Below are 14,897 nucleotides of genomic sequence, written 5' to 3'. Positions count from 1 at the left end.
CGAGCCGGGGCTTTTTATCTGAACACTCACTCAGCGATCAATACCGCTTGATCTCTGCCTGAGCTTCCAACTGCTTGCGGAACGCCGCGAAGTCCTGCTGACCTTCACGCGAAGCCAGGAAGCGACGGTACTGAACCTTCTCTTCCTCAGTCGGTGCAGCCGCTTCGTTAACGCCGTTCAAACGCACAATCATCAAACTACCGTCTGGCAGCGTGACGTTGCTGAACGTCGGTTTGTCCTTGGCAGCCGGTTTCGGCATGCGGAACAGCGCTTGCAGCACCGCCGGATCAACACCTTCCTGAGCACGGGTGGCCGCTGCGGTGGTTTTCCAGGTCTGGCCTTCAATTGCCTTGTCCAGCGGCGCCTTGCCATCGCGCAGATCAGCAATCAGCTTCTCGGCTTTGGTCTTGGCTGCAGCGCTGGCGTGCTCTTTGGTCAACTGCGTGCGAATGGCCGCACTCACGCTTTCCAGAGGCAGTTGCGCAGGCTTCAGGTGTTCCTTGGCGCGCAGCACGATCACGGTATCCGGGTCCAGCTCGATGGCGGTGCTGTTGGCACCCTCATCAATCACTTCAGTGCTGAATGCAGCAGTGACTACAGCGCGGTTGGCCGCAACACCTTCGCCACCTTCACGGCCGAACGGCTTGGAGGTGTGTACGGTCAGCTTCAGATCAGCCGCTGGCTGGGCCAGGTCGGACGATTCGAACGCGGAGTCTTCCAGTTGCTTGGTCGCCTCGACGAAGCGCTGCTCGACCTGTGCCGCTTTCAGATCGCGGGTCAGTTTGTCTTTCAGGCTGGCCAGGGTCGGCACTTCAGGGGCTTCAACGCCCAGCAGCTTGATCAGGTGGAAACCGAAGTCGGTACGCACCGGCTCGGACACCTGGTCTTTGTTCAGCGAGTACAGGGCTTTTTCGAAGGCCGGGTCGTAAACGCCAGGACCGGCATAACCGAGGTCACCGCCATTGTTGGCCGAACCCGGGTCCTGCGAGAACTCTTTGGCCAGCGCTTCGAATTTCTCGCCCTTGGCCAGACGCGCCTGGACGTCTTCGATCTTCGCCTTGGCCTGAGCTTCGGTGGTCTTGTCGTTCACTTCGATCAGAATGTGCGCCGCACGACGCTGTTCCGACAGGTTGGCGATCTCTTTCTGATACGCCGCCTGCAGGTCTTCGTCCTTGACGGTGACCTGATCGAAGAACGAAGCCTTCTTCAGCTCCAGATAATCGATGACCACTTGATCAGGGGTCATGAATTCCTTGGCGTGCTCGTCGTAGTAAGCCTTGACCTCATCATCGGTCAGCTTGACCGCAGCCGGATCGGCCTTGATGTTGAGGGTGGCGAAATCGCGGGTCTGCTTCTCCAGACGGGCGAATGCCAGGACTTCGGCGTCAGTGACGAAACCGCTGCCACCGATACCGGCACGCAGTTGGCCGATCAGCATTTCCTGAGCCAGCATCTGGCGGAATTGCATACGGCTGTAGCCCAGCGAACGGATGACCTGATCGAAACGCTCGGAACTGAACTTGCCGTCCACCTGGAATTCAGGCGTCTGCAGGATCACTTGATCCAGTGCGCCTTCAGAGAAAGCGAATTTCGATTGTTCCGCGCCTTGCAGCAACAGCTTGCGATCGATCAAACCCTTGAGGGCCGATTCGCGGAGCATTTTTTCATCGAGCAATGAGGCGTCGAAGTCTTTGCCCAGCTGTTGCATCAGCTGGCGGCGTTGCATATCAACGGCCTGGCTCAGCTCGTTCTGGCTGATTTCTTCACCATTGACCTTGGCCACCTCATTCTTGTGAGTGGCGGCCTGGAAAATGGCGTCGAAACCGGTCAAAGCCATCAACAAAATGATGGCCCCGATAATGGTCTTGGCAATCCAGCCTTGTGAATTGTCCCTGATATTCTGCAGCATGCGTCCCCCAGAAACGGTTGAACTTCAAAATTTGGCAACCGTGGAGCGTGGGTAGAATCCGGATAGAAGAAAGGCGCATCCGAGGATGCGCCTTCTCGTAACTGGCGGAGCGGACAGGGCTCGAACCCTCGATCCCGGCGTTACAGGCGCCTGTTTCAGCGACCTGCTCTACCGCTCCGCTGCCAAGTCAGGGATAACCCCGACCCGGATGGGTAAAAACTTGTAACGAACTTAGTTAACCGCTTCTTTCAGTGCTTTACCGGCTTTGAAACCTGGTTTTTTAGCAGCAGCGATTTGCAGCGTCTTGCCGGTCTGTGGGTTACGACCAACGCGAGCTGGACGATCAGTCACGGAGAAAGTACCGAAACCAACCAGAACAACGGAGTCGCCAGCCTTGAGAGCGCCAGTGACGGATTCGATTACAGCGTCCAGCGCACGGCCAGCAGCAGCTTTCGGGATATCAGCGGATGCAGCGATAGCATCAATCAGTTCCGACTTGTTCACTCTAAGTCCCCTTATATCTATTTTGAGATGATTCTAAGTTTTTTGGTGAAAGCAAAAACGAGTGCTGAATGGCCTACAGACACTTAAGAGCCGCTTTATAACAAGGGCTCTAAAAAGCTGTCAAGGAAGCCACCCAGGCAAAAGCATACTAATGCGTGCTAATTCTTTCCTTAGCATCAGACTCACGTTTTTCATCCTTGGCAACTATCTCCGGAGCCACATCCGGCAAGGGCTCCGGCGCGTATTGCAGCGCAATTTGCAGGACCTCGTCAATCCATTTAACCGGTTTAATCTGCAGATCCTGCTTGATGTTGTCCGGAATCTCCTTGAGATCACGCACGTTCTCTTCAGGAATAATCACAATCTTGATTCCGCCACGGTGTGCCGCGAGCAGTTTTTCCTTCAGACCACCAATCGCCAGCACTTGACCACGCAAAGTGATTTCACCGGTCATGGCAACATCGGCGCGCACTGGAATGCCGGTCAATGCCGACACCAGGGCCGTGCACATGCCGACACCAGCGCTAGGGCCGTCTTTCGGCGTCGCCCCTTCCGGCATGTGAATGTGCGTGTCGCGCTTCTCGTGGAAGTCCACCGGAATGCCCAGGCTTTTCGCGCGGCTGCGCACCACGGTCAAGGCTGCAGTGATCGATTCGACCATTACATCACCCAGCGAGCCGGTTTTGATCAGTTGACCTTTACCCGGCACGACAGCGGCTTCGATGGTCAGCAATTCACCGCCGACCTGAGTCCAGGCGAGGCCTGTGACCTGACCGATCTGATCTTGCTGTTCAGCCAGACCGTAGCGGAATTTACGCACGCCGAGGAAATGTTCCAGCGCATCAGCTGTCACTTTCACCGAGAAGCGTTTTTCCAGCGCGTGTTCTTTCACAGCCTTGCGGCAGACCTTGGCGATCTGACGTTCAAGACCACGCACACCGGCTTCACGGGTGTAATAACGGATGATGTCGCGGATCGCTTCTGCGTCGAATTCCAGCTCGCCTTTCTTCAGGCCGTTGGCGGCGATCTGTTTTGGCGAGAGGTATTTGACGGCGATGTTGATCTTTTCGTCTTCGGTATAGCCCGGCAGACGGATCACTTCCATCCGGTCGAGCAGCGCCGGCGGAATGTTCATCGAGTTCGAGGTGCACAGGAACATCACATCCGACAGGTCGTAATCGACTTCCAGATAGTGATCGTTGAAGTTGTGGTTTTGCTCTGGATCGAGCACTTCCAGCAACGCCGAGGCCGGATCGCCACGCATGTCGCTGCCCATTTTGTCGATTTCATCGAGCAGGAACAGCGGGTTGCGCACGCCGACCTTTGTCATCTTTTGAATCAATCTTCCCGGCATCGAACCGATGTAAGTCCGGCGGTGACCACGAATTTCCGCTTCATCACGCACGCCACCGAGGGCCATGCGCACGAATTTACGGTTGGTGGCGTGAGCGATCGACTCGGCCAGCGAGGTTTTACCCACGCCCGGAGGACCGACCAGGCACAACACCGGGCCACGGATTTTCTTCACGCGCTTTTGCACGGCGAGGTATTCAAGGATGCGCTCCTTGACCTCTTCGAGGCCGTAGTGATCGGCGTCGAGAATGTCTTCAGCCCGCGCCAGGTCCAGGCGCACCTTGCTCTGGGCCTTCCACGGCACTTGCACCAGCCAGTCGATGTAGGAGCGCACCACGGTGGCTTCTGCGGACATCGGCGACATTTGCTTGAGCTTGTTCAGCTCGGCCGTGGCTTTGGCCAGTGCGTCTTTTGGCAGACCGGCAGCGTCGATGCGCTTTTTCAGGTCTTCGATCTCGTTGTGGCCTTCGTCGCTGTCGCCGAGTTCTTTCTGAATGGCCTTCATCTGCTCATTCAGGTAGTACTCGCGCTGGCTGCGCTCCATTTGCTTTTTGACGCGGCCACGAATGCGTTTTTCGACTTGCAGCAGATCAATCTCGGCATCCAGCAGCGCCAGGACGTGCTCGACCCGGGCCGACAGATCGATGATTTCGAGAATTTCCTGCTTCTGTTCGATTTTCAGCGCCATGTGCGCCGCCATGGTGTCGACCAGGCGACCCGGCTCATCGATGCTGTTGAGCGACGACAGGACTTCAGCCGGGACTTTCTTGCCCAACTGTACATATTGTTCGAACTGCGACAGCAGCGTGCGCACGAACACTTCGGATTCGCGCTCGGCAGCGTCGACTTCTTCAATCAGCGAGACTTCGGCGCGGCAGTGGCCGTCGACTTCGCTGAAACGCTCGACGGTACCGCGCTGCTCACCTTCGACCAGCACCTTGACGGTGCCGTCAGGCAGCTTGAGCAGTTGCAGAACGGTAGCGATAGTACCTACGCGATAGAGAGCGTCTTCACCGGGATCGTCGTCAGCCGGGTTTCTCTGGGCCAGCAGAAGAATCTGCTTGTCGCCCGTCATCGCGGCCTCGAGGGCTTCGATGGATTTCTCGCGCCCCACGAACAGCGGGATAACCATGTGCGGATAAACCACGACATCACGCAATGGCAGGAGAGGCAATTCGATGGTGGTCTTCATGATTTCGCCTCTACGGCGGCCATATGGCCGTAATCAGATGGAATTGAGCTTGGAACCAAGATGGGGGCAGCTCTGGAAAAAAACAAGCGCAAAGCGGATGTAAAAAACGACATAAAAAAAAAGAGGCCCGAAGGCCCCTTCTTTATTCCAGCAGACTGGACACTTACGCGTCCGGCGCTGCCTTGGCCGTCGGCTCACTGTTTTCGTAGATATACAGTGGCTTGGACTTGCCTTCGATCACGCTTTCATCGATCACGACTTTGCTCACCTCGGACTGCGAGGGGATTTCATACATCGTGTCGAGCAATACACCTTCAAGAATCGAACGCAGGCCACGGGCACCGGTTTTACGTTCCAGGGCACGCTTGGCGACCGATTTGAGAGCGTCGGTGCGGAATTCCAGATCCACGCCTTCCATCTCGAACAGCTTGGCATACTGCTTGGTCAGAGCATTTTTCGGCTCGGTGAGGATCTGCATCAACGCAGCCTCGTCGAGCTCGTCCAGCGTCGCGAGGACCGGCAGACGACCGACGAATTCCGGGATCAGACCGAACTTGACCAGATCGTCAGGCTCGACTTCACGCAGGGATTCACCGACTTTCTTGCCCTCTTCCTTGCTGCGCACTTCGGCGTTGAAACCGATGCCGCCCTTGGTGGAACGGTTTTGAATAACCTTTTCCAGACCAGAGAACGCACCACCGCAGATGAACAGAATGTTACGGGTGTCGACCTGCAGGAATTCCTGCTGCGGATGCTTGCGGCCACCTTGCGGCGGAACCGAAGCGACCGTGCCTTCGATCAACTTGAGCAAGGCCTGCTGCACGCCTTCACCGGAAACGTCCCGGGTGATCGACGGGTTGTCGGACTTGCGCGAAATCTTGTCGATTTCATCGATGTAGACAATACCCATCTGGGCTTTCTCTACGTCGTAATCGCACTTCTGCAGCAGCTTCTGAATGATGTTCTCGACGTCTTCACCCACGTAACCCGCCTCGGTGAGGGTGGTTGCGTCAGCGATGGTGAACGGAACGTTCAGCAAGCGGGCCAGTGTTTCGGCCAGCAGGGTTTTACCGGAGCCTGTCGGGCCGATCAGCAGGATGTTGCTCTTGCCGAGTTCGACGTCGTCAGCCTTTTTGTCACGCTGGTTCAGACGCTTGTAGTGGTTGTACACCGCTACGGCCAGAACCTTCTTCGCACGCTCCTGACCAATGACGTACTGGTCAAGGATGCCGCTGATTTCTTTAGGCGAAGGCAATTTATGCGCGCTGCTTTCGGCCTGGGCTTCCTGCACCTCCTCGCGGATGATGTCGTTGCACAGGTCGACGCACTCGTCGCAGATAAAGACCGAGGGGCCGGCAATCAATTTGCGCACTTCATGCTGGCTTTTGCCACAGAAGGAGCAATAGAGCAGCTTGCCGTTGTCCTCGCCGTTGCGGGTGTCAGTCATTCGTTCGATCCAAATCCGATAGGCTTGCAACACAAGATGAAGGCTATTGCGGGCTTTTTCAAGCCCGCTGGCGAACAGACTCGCCGACCAAGCCTATTTTGAGCTGCTTATTTTAAGCGGGGCGCTGGTTGATCACTTCATCGATCAAGCCGTATTCCTTCGCAGCTTCTGCACTCATAAAGTTGTCGCGATTGGTATCGCGCTCGATTTCTTCAAGGGTGCGGCCGCTGTGCTTGGCCATCAGCGTGTTCAGACGCTCGCGAATGAAGAGGATTTCCTTGGCGTGGATTTCGATATCCGACGCCTGGCCCTGGAAACCGCCCAGTGGCTGGTGAATCATCACACGCGAGTTCGGCAGGCAGAAACGTTTGCCTGGAGCGCCTGCGGTCAGCAGGAACGCGCCCATGCTGCAGGCCTGACCGATGCAAGTGGTGGATACGTTGGGTTTGATGAACTGCATGGTGTCGTAGATCGACATGCCTGCTGTCACCGAACCGCCCGGGGAGTTGATATAAAGATGGATGTCCTTGTCCGGGTTTTCCGCTTCAAGGAACAGCAGTTGCGCACAGATCAGGTTGGCCATGTAGTCCTCTACCGGACCAACCAGAAAGATCACTCGCTCCTTGAGCAGGCGCGAATAGATGTCATAGGCGCGTTCGCCACGAGCAGATTGCTCGACAACCATCGGGACCAGGCCGCCTGCGGCCTGGATATCAGAGTTCTGCTGAATATACGAATTACGGAACATGCTCTGCAGTCACTCCCAAATAGTTATGTCTTGAATACGCATAAGCCAGCTCGAAGGCTGGCTTATGTGTGTACTTCTTAACGCAAAAACAATCAGTCGGCTTTTGGAGCTTCTACCGGCTTGACCGCTTCTTCGTAAGAGACCGATTTGTCGGTCACGCTAGCTTTCTGCAGAACAGTATCCACAACTTGTTCTTCCAGCACAACCGAACGCACTTCGTTCAGTTGCTGCTCGTTCTTGTAGTACCACGACACAACCTGCTCAGGCTCCTGGTAAGCCGAAGCCATTTCCTGAATCATTTCGCGAACGCGAGCTTCGTCAGGCTTCAGGTCGAATTGCTTGACCACTTCAGCCACGATCAGACCCAGCACTACGCGGCGCTTGGCTTGCTCTTCGAACAGCTCGGCCGGCAGTTGATCAGGCTTGATGTTGCCACCGAACTGCTGAACAGCCTGCACGCGCAGACGGTCAACTTCGTTGGACAGCAGAGCCTTAGGCACTTCGATCGGGTTGGTGGCCAGCAGACCGTCCATTACCTGATTCTTGACCTTGGATTTGATCGCCTGACGCAGTTCACGCTCCATGTTCTTGCGAACTTCGGTGCGGAAACCGTCGATGCCGCTTTCCTTGATGCCGAATTGAGCGAAGAACTCTTCGTTCAGCTCAGGCAGCTTAGGCTCGGAGACAGTGTTGACAGTCACGGTGAACTCGGCGGCTTTGCCAGCCAGGTCGAGGTTCTGATAGTCCTCTGGGAAGGTCAGGTTCAGAACGCGCTCTTCGCCAGCTTTTGCACCTACCAGACCTTCTTCGAAGCCCGGGATCATGCGGCCGGAACCCAGTACCAACTGGGTGCCTTTGGCGGAGCCGCCAGCGAAGACTTCGCCGTCAACCTTGCCAACGAAATCGATGTTCAGTTGGTCTTCGTTCTGGGCAGCGCGATCGGCCACTTCAAAACGGGTGTTCTGCTTGCGCAGGATGTCGAGCATTTTGTCCAGGTCAGCGTCAGCCACGTCAGCGCTCAGGCGCTCAACAGTGATGCCGTCGAAACCGGCAACGGTGAACTCAGGGAACACTTCGAACACTGCAACGTATTCCAGGTCCTTGCCAGCTTCGAGCGACTTAGGCTCGATCGAAGGCGAACCCGCCGGGTTCAGCTTCTGCTCAACCACAGCTTCGTAGAAGGAGGACTGGATCACGTCGCCTACAGCTTCCTGACGCGCATCAGCACCGAAACGGCGCTTGATTTCGCTCATTGGCACTTTGCCTGGACGGAAGCCAGCAATCTTGGCCTTTTGGGCAGTCTGCTGCAGACGCTTGTTGACCTGGCTCTCAATGCGCTCAGCCGGCACGGTGACGCTCATGCGGCGCTCAAGAGCAGTAGTATTTTCAACAGAAACTTGCATGGATATTCCTCGTTGCACAGACGTTAGCCGGCCGTTTCCGACCCCAGAATCAAGGGCATGCATTCTAGTGGGTCAAACTCAAGAAGTCACCCTACTGAAAACGGGTAAAAAAACAGCAGGCAATTTAAAGGGACCGATGCACGATTGCAGCGCGCCCCACAGGCGAATACAACTAATCACGCCAGGGCTCTGCGGCGACCTCTTCTATATATAGAAGGGACTGCCAATCGCCCCCTGACGGCCGACCTTGCAAGCAAGCCCGGCGAACAGCGCAGCATCATCGAGCAACATAAATACGACGAAGCGCCCCGCTCCCTGCGACTCAAAGCCAGCAAACGCCAACTTTTGAAACCGCAAAAACAAAAAAGGCGCCAGACTGTTAAATCTGGCGCCTTTCGAAATATGGGGTGGACGATGGGGATCGAACCCACGACAACGGGAGTCACAATCCCGTGCTCTACCAACTGAGCTACGCCCACCATATTGCGTAACAAAAAAGCCAAATAACTTCTTTGTTGAAACCTCACCAGCCCAAAGGCACGAATGAAGCTTTAATTGGTGCGGATGAAGAGACTCGAACTCTTACGCCTCGCGGCGCTGGAACCTAAATCCAGTGTGTCTACCAATTCCACCACATCCGCAGATGAAGCTCTTTAAAGCAAAAACGCCAGACCGTTAAATCTGGCGCTTTTCGAAATATGGGGTGGACGATGGGGATCGAACCCACGACAACGGGAGTCACAATCCCGTGCTCTACCAACTGAGCTACGCCCACCATATCGCGCTACTTGTGCCAAAGCTGCCTAATGGCGCACCCGGCAGGACTCGAACCTGCGACCATCCGCTTAGAAGGCGGATGCTCTATCCAGCTGAGCTACGGGCGCCTTATTAATCTGTACTCTTAAAGGACTACAAACTAAGTGCTTTCCAGTCTTCGCAGAATCGTAATCCCGCTCGACCTTCTTAACCAGTGCTAGGCTGTGCCCGACAAGTGCGACGAATAGTATAGAGCGCTCCAAAGGTCGTCAAATCTTTTTTGAAAAAAATTCATTTAATTAAAGGAGTTAGGGGAATTTGCTGACCAAGCGCCTTTGCCCTCACCGCCCGACATGCGAGAATGCGTTCTCTTTTTTTCCCCTCTCGATGGTTAATCACGCGCAATGACTGCACAACTAATCGACGGCAAATCGATCGCCGCCAGCCTGCGCCAGCAGATCGCCCAACGAGTTGCCGAGCGTCGCCAGCAAGGCCTGCGTACTCCCGGCCTCGCGGTGATCCTGGTCGGCAGCGATCCTGCCTCTCAGGTTTATGTCTCGCACAAGCGTAAAGACTGTGAAGAGGTCGGCTTCCTCTCTCAAGCCTACGACCTGCCCTCTGAAACCACGCAAGACGCGCTGACCGATCTGATCGATCGCCTCAACGACGACCCTGCTATCGACGGCATCCTGCTGCAACTGCCGCTGCCCGAGCACCTGGACGCCTCAAAACTGCTGGAACGCATCCGCCCGGACAAAGATGTCGACGGTTTCCATCCTTATAACGTCGGCCGCCTGGCCCAGCGCATTCCGCTGCTGCGCCCGTGCACCCCGAAAGGCATCATGACCCTGCTGGAAAGCACGGGTGTTGATCTTTACGGGCTGGACGCCGTGGTTGTCGGTGCTTCCAACATCGTCGGTCGCCCGATGGCGATGGAACTGCTGCTGGCCGGCTGCACTGTCACCGTGACCCACCGCTTCACCAAGGATTTGGCTGGCCACGTCGGCCGCGCCGATCTGGTGGTGGTGGCCGCCGGCAAGCCTGGCCTGGTCAAGGGTGAATGGATCAAGGAAGGCGCGATCGTCGTCGACGTCGGTATCAACCGTCAGGACGACGGCAAATTGGTCGGTGACGTTGTCTACGAAACCGCCCTGCCCCGTGCTGGCTGGATCACTCCAGTACCCGGCGGCGTCGGCCCGATGACCCGTGCCTGCCTGCTGGAAAATACGCTTTATGCAGCGGAAACCCTGCACGCTTAAGACGTAATTTTTGCAGCACCAAAACCCCGCCCCGTGCGGGGTTTTTCATGCCTGAGAAAAAACTGTAACCGTTCGCCGGAAACCCCTATTTTTACAGGTCTTTTCACGAGATTTTCAGGTCATTCAAACAACCATCGACAGTTCTTCAGCCATACTCCTAAAATGCGCCGCTTTTAAGAAATAACCCGTTACAAACTAACGGAATATCCAACCTTTATGAGTTCGCCCGCGTGAAAATTCGTCTTTCGATTCTGAGCCTGTTTTTTGCATTTGCAGGCACATGCATCACGCCAACGATCAACGCTGCGGAAACCACCGCTGCCCCACGTGACGCTTCATCTTTGAAGATCGCCTCCGGCAGCGCCCTGCTCATGGATATGCAGACCAACAAAGTCATCTACTCCAGCAACCCTGACGTGATCGTGCCGATCGCTTCCGTCAGCAAGCTGATGACTGGTTTGGTTGTGGTTGAAGCCCGACAGAACATGGACGAATGGATCGATGTCGATATCAGCCACACGCCGGAAATGAAAGGCGTGTTCTCCCGAGTCAAACTGAGAAGTGAACTGCCGCGCCGCGAGATGCTGCTGATTGCTCTGATGTCCTCGGAAAACCGTGCCGCCGCCAGCCTCGCGCACCACTACCCTGGTGGCTACGCAGCCTTTATCGCGGCGATGAACGCCAAGGCCAAGGCGCTGGGCATGACCAACACTCACTACGTCGAGCCGACGGGTTTGTCTGAGCGCAACGTGTCGACTGCACGCGACTTGAGCAAGTTGCTGGTGGCGGCGAGCAAGCACCCGATCTTGAGCGAACTGACCACTACCAAGGAAAAGACCGTGTCTTTCCGCAAACCCAACTACACCCTGGGTTTTCGCAACACCGATCACTTGGTCAATAAAGCCGATTGGGACATAAAGATCACCAAAACCGGATTCACCAACCCTGCCGGTCATTGCCTGGTATTGGTGACGAAAATGGGTAACCGCCCGGTCGCCTTGGTGATTCTCGATGCGTTTGGCAAATACACTCATTTTGCCGATGCCAGCCGCATCCGCAGCTGGGTAGAAACCGGGCGTAGTGCCGCCGTTCCAGCCGTGGCGCAGCAGTACAAAGCCGAGAAAAACCTGAAATCGCGCCAGAGCGGCGTGGTTGAAGCCTCGAAGTAAACCTGCGATCTAAAGGATTCACCTTCACCAGTGAATTCACCTGCACCTGTGGCGAGGGGATTTATCCCCGATGGGCTGCGCAGCGGCCCCAAAAAACGGGTCTGCTGCGCAGCCCATTGGGGATAAATCCCCTCGCTACAAGTAAGGCTGAGATATCTCAATCATTGGGCAACGGCATCTGCTCATCATCAGGAATACCATCCCCTTTACTCGGATCCCGCCCAGGCTCCGGCGTCAGCACATTCGGCCGCGCCATCGGATCCCGCATTGGACTGTCCGGGTCCAGCACAGGATCAACCTCAGGCTCCGGCGTTGTCGGCACACTGTCGGGCTTTTGATCGTCAAAACTTGAATCGGTACTCATACGCACCTCACATCAAGGTTTCAGATTGGCTAACGGGTCATAAGGCTTGGACGGCTTCTTGTCGTCCTCCCCCGGCTCTACGTCTTTGGGGGCTTTGGCCGGGCCGACGGGATCGACCTGCGGATCATCAAGATCCGGCGAGTCCGGATCGAAACCCAGATCGTGATCCGTCGCGTGTTCCGACGAATGTGGGCCTTTCGGGGATGGGGAATCTGCCATGCTCACCTCCTGATTTACCCGTTAATCGGGTTATAGAGGTAAGAGGCCTGCCGGGCGCGGACGTGCCCGGCAGATGACGAACGGGAAACTCAGTGCGCAGCCAATGCCTTCCTTGCCTGCGCCGCTTCATTTTCCTGACCGGCCTGACCCAGTTCATCGGCCGCCTTCAACCAGCGCTGACGATCAACCGCAGCAGGAATCTGCGTTGGCTTCTGAATCAGAATGGCCCAGCCGCCGGACTTTTCGAATGCCGATTCAAACGCACTGAAGCTCATCAATTCGCGACGATTCATGCCGGCACGCAGCAGCACGTTCTGCTTGTTACGGTCATAGCCGGACAGAATCGCGTAACGCGGCTCGGCCCAGAATGCCGAGCCCTCACTGAAACGCACCATCACCGGATACCCTGCCGCAACCTGCGTCAACAGTGCAGACAGATTGCTGTCCAGCGGGTAAACCAGCATGCCGTACTCGCGGGCCAGGTTCTGAATATTCTGCTGCAATTTGTCTTCAGCGCCCGGCAGGTGCAGCGGTTTTTCCAGCAATCCCGGCGTGATCACGATGCCCTGCTGCGATAGCAGACTGGCCAATACCTGAGGGCCGCTCTGGTTGGCCTGACCTCGGTAAAACGTGCCACTGAGCTCGACTCGCTCGGGTAGTCGCTTGACCTCGGGCGCCACACTGCCCGCACAACCGGCCAATGCCGCCGCGCAACCGGCGACCAGCAACGCCGCACGAATTCGAGAAAATACCTGCACCATCGTCACTCTCTGTTCAGACGCCGGTCATCGTGTTCCGGCAACGCCTGCGATCATAGGGCGCAGCAAAGCTGCGGTATAGCCTTAAACCGCAGACACGTCGATTGCATAGAGCGAACTGATTGGTCATCAGCGACCTTTGGTCAATAGTCTGAAACACCCCATTGTCTAGACTGTCATTGAAACAGAGCGAATTGAAATGTGTGCGCCCGATGCAGGGCGAAGAGGAGGCACTGATGAGCCTGACCATGACCATCGTAATGTTGATTGCCGGCTGGCTGGCCGTTGCCGCCGCCATGCTGTGGGGCGTACTGCGCGTGTCGCGGCGCCACCATCACCACCCGATCCAGCCAGCACCTGTAGCAAAACCCGAAAAGCACCGTGTCCGTCCCGCTACCGCGCACTGAGCCACGGCATCTTTCAAAAAACACCGAAAGACGCCTGAAATAAAATCCCGGTAGGAGCTGCCGAAGGCTGCGATCTTTTGATCTTAAACATTAAAAGATCGCAGCCTTCGGCAGCTCCTACAGAGGTGGAAAAGCAGCAAGAAGATGGCAAAAAGGCCGCCTGAACTTCGTGAGTTCAGGCGGCCTTTTGTCCTTCAGCGTTTGCGCCTGCGCAGCCAGCTTCTTCTGCTTCGCTCGACGCGACATCATGTTCAACACCTCAATACCCGCCGAGAACGCCATGGCCGCGTACACATACCCTTTCGGTACGTGGGCGCCAAAACCTTCGGCGATCAGGGTCATGCCGATCATGATCAGGAAGCCCAGTGCCAGCATCACCACCGTCGGGTTGTCGTTGATGAACTTGGCCAGCGGCTCAGCTGCAAACAGCATCACCAGAACCGACACCACCACCGCGATAACCATGATCGGCAAGTGCTCGGTCATGCCGACAGCAGTAATGATGCTGTCGATCGAGAACACCATGTCGAGCATCAGGATCTGCCCGATCGCAGCGGCAAAGCCCAGGGTCACGGTCGACGTCGCGGACTTGGGATCTTCCGGCGCCGGGTCCATGCTGTGATGGATCTCGGTGGTGGCTTTCCACACCAGGAACAGACCACCGGCGATCAGGATCATATCCTTCCACGAGAACGCCTGGCCGAGAACTTCGAACACTGGCTCGGTCAACTGCACGATGAAGGCAATGGTGCTCAACAGCGCCAGTCGCAGGATCAGCGCCATGCCGATACCGATGCGCCGCGCTTTCTGCCGGTGCTGCTCGGGCAGCTTGTTGGTCAGGATCGAGATAAAGATCAGGTTATCGATGCCAAGCACGATTTCCATCACCACCAATGTGGCCAAAGCTACCCAGGCAGCGGGGCTGGCGGCGAGTTCTAACAGATATTCCATGGGTCAGTCCTGACTCTGTGTACGAAAATTAAATGGTCTTGGACGAAGATTCGGATTGTTCCGCGTCTTTTTCCGCTGTTTCTTTTTTCTCGATCAACCCGCCAGTGGCATCGCTCAGGGCTTGCTCGGCGGCCTTGTGGGTATCGTCAATCGCCTGTTTTGCGCTTTCGGCGGCTTTGCCCATCAGCTGTTGGGCGCTTTTTTCGGCCTGATCGCAACCCGTCAGAACCAGTAAAGACGTAAACAACAACAGTGCCGCAGTTTTAAGTTTCATGATGCTTCCTTGATAAAACAGACAGGGTCACCGGACCGGCCGTCGATGGCTGGGCATTCTAGAGAGGCAAACACTTCAGGAAAATTCGTATTTTTACCGGCTATACTTCGGTTTTTACGAACCCAGAAATAAACAATGTAGGAGCTGCCGAAGGCTGCGATCTTTTGATCTTTTCTTTTAGAAG

At 56.0% G+C, this 14,897-nt stretch carries 13 protein-coding genes, 4 tRNA genes and 1 pseudogene; 3 read left to right on the top strand and 15 right to left on the bottom strand.

The genetic code is table 11. The annotated features are described in order from the left end of the window. Positions 1-37 precede the first annotated feature (37 nt). The 10 genes from ACQ4MY_RS12990 to ACQ4MY_RS12945 all read right to left on the bottom strand — a co-directional run bounded on the left by ACQ4MY_RS12990 (position 38) and on the right by ACQ4MY_RS12945 (position 9,440). A complete protein-coding gene (locus tag ACQ4MY_RS12990) occupies positions 38-1,909 on the bottom strand; it encodes a SurA N-terminal domain-containing protein (RefSeq protein WP_008077712.1) in 1,872 nt (623 codons plus the stop codon). Positions 1,910-2,140: 231 nt separating this feature from the next. Next, on the bottom strand, positions 2,141-2,413 hold the full coding sequence (locus ACQ4MY_RS12985; RefSeq protein WP_008077714.1) for an HU family DNA-binding protein: 273 nt from the start codon (positions 2,411-2,413) through the stop codon (positions 2,141-2,143). 148 nt (positions 2,414-2,561) lie between these two features. Continuing rightward, positions 2,562-4,958: an endopeptidase La gene (gene lon / locus ACQ4MY_RS12980; protein ID WP_008077715.1), complete on the bottom strand. Its 2,397-nt coding sequence runs from the start codon at positions 4,956-4,958 to the stop codon at positions 2,562-2,564. 163 nt (positions 4,959-5,121) lie between these two features. After that, positions 5,122-6,405 carry an ATP-dependent Clp protease ATP-binding subunit ClpX gene (gene clpX, locus ACQ4MY_RS12975; protein WP_003223632.1) on the bottom strand — a complete coding sequence of 428 codons (1,284 nt, stop codon included), beginning with the start codon at positions 6,403-6,405 and terminating at the stop codon, positions 5,122-5,124. A 112-nt stretch (positions 6,406-6,517) separates the two neighbouring features. After that, positions 6,518-7,153, bottom strand: a complete 636-nt coding sequence (gene clpP, locus ACQ4MY_RS12970) for an ATP-dependent Clp endopeptidase proteolytic subunit ClpP (RefSeq protein ID WP_007951559.1) — start codon at positions 7,151-7,153, stop codon at positions 6,518-6,520. Positions 7,154-7,245: 92 nt separating this feature from the next. Then, entirely contained in the window at positions 7,246-8,556 is a 1,311-nt protein-coding gene (tig, locus tag ACQ4MY_RS12965; protein ID WP_008077716.1) for a trigger factor, read from the bottom strand. Between the two features lie 403 nt (positions 8,557-8,959). Next, positions 8,960-9,035, bottom strand: a tRNA-His gene (locus ACQ4MY_RS12960). Positions 9,036-9,112: 77 nt separating this feature from the next. Beyond that, a tRNA-Leu gene (locus ACQ4MY_RS12955) sits at positions 9,113-9,197 on the bottom strand. A 58-nt stretch (positions 9,198-9,255) separates the two neighbouring features. Then, a tRNA-His gene (locus ACQ4MY_RS12950) sits at positions 9,256-9,331 on the bottom strand. A gap of 32 nt (positions 9,332-9,363) precedes the next feature. Next, positions 9,364-9,440, bottom strand: a tRNA-Arg gene (locus ACQ4MY_RS12945). 276 nt (positions 9,441-9,716) lie between these two features. Between ACQ4MY_RS12945 and folD the strand changes: the two genes are divergently transcribed. After that, on the top strand, positions 9,717-10,571 hold the full coding sequence (folD, locus tag ACQ4MY_RS12940) for a bifunctional methylenetetrahydrofolate dehydrogenase/methenyltetrahydrofolate cyclohydrolase FolD (RefSeq protein ID WP_008077717.1): 855 nt from the start codon (positions 9,717-9,719) through the stop codon (positions 10,569-10,571). Between the two features lie 230 nt (positions 10,572-10,801). Beyond that, positions 10,802-11,740, top strand: coding sequence for a D-alanyl-D-alanine endopeptidase (gene pbpG / locus ACQ4MY_RS12935; protein WP_008077722.1), 939 nt, complete (start codon positions 10,802-10,804; stop codon positions 11,738-11,740). A 157-nt stretch (positions 11,741-11,897) separates the two neighbouring features. On the opposite strand, the gene ACQ4MY_RS12930 is transcribed toward pbpG, so the two are convergent. From ACQ4MY_RS12930 to ACQ4MY_RS12920, 3 genes are all read right to left on the bottom strand, one after another. Beyond that, the gene (locus ACQ4MY_RS12930) at positions 11,898-12,104 is read right to left on the bottom strand and encodes a hypothetical protein (RefSeq protein ID WP_158830112.1); all 207 of its coding nucleotides are present in this window, start codon (positions 12,102-12,104) and stop codon (positions 11,898-11,900) included. A gap of 12 nt (positions 12,105-12,116) precedes the next feature. After that, positions 12,117-12,323: a DUF6021 family protein gene (locus ACQ4MY_RS12925; protein WP_158830113.1), complete on the bottom strand. Its 207-nt coding sequence runs from the start codon at positions 12,321-12,323 to the stop codon at positions 12,117-12,119. 89 nt (positions 12,324-12,412) lie between these two features. Next, entirely contained in the window at positions 12,413-13,084 is a 672-nt protein-coding gene (locus ACQ4MY_RS12920) for a peptidase C39 family protein (RefSeq protein ID WP_158830114.1), read from the bottom strand. Positions 13,085-13,317: 233 nt separating this feature from the next. Here ACQ4MY_RS12920 and ACQ4MY_RS12915 point away from each other — a divergent pair, with 233 nt between their 5' ends. After that, complete coding sequence (locus ACQ4MY_RS12915; protein WP_440095371.1) at positions 13,318-13,488, top strand: hypothetical protein; 171 nt, start codon at positions 13,318-13,320, stop codon at positions 13,486-13,488. 204 nt (positions 13,489-13,692) lie between these two features. Here ACQ4MY_RS12915 and ACQ4MY_RS12910 read toward each other — a convergent pair. After that, positions 13,693-14,439, bottom strand: a pseudogene (locus ACQ4MY_RS12910) (TerC family protein); the annotation flags it as partial. A 28-nt stretch (positions 14,440-14,467) separates the two neighbouring features. Beyond that, positions 14,468-14,713, bottom strand: a complete 246-nt coding sequence (locus ACQ4MY_RS12905; RefSeq protein WP_008077733.1) for a hypothetical protein — start codon at positions 14,711-14,713, stop codon at positions 14,468-14,470. Positions 14,714-14,897 lie beyond the last annotated feature (184 nt).

This window comes from Pseudomonas sp. SM4, assembly GCF_051913165.1.
Lineage (GTDB): Bacteria > Pseudomonadota > Gammaproteobacteria > Pseudomonadales > Pseudomonadaceae > Aquipseudomonas.
The sequence above is the reverse complement of the archived record's forward strand: the minus strand, read 5'-3'. Positions and strand labels throughout refer to the sequence as shown.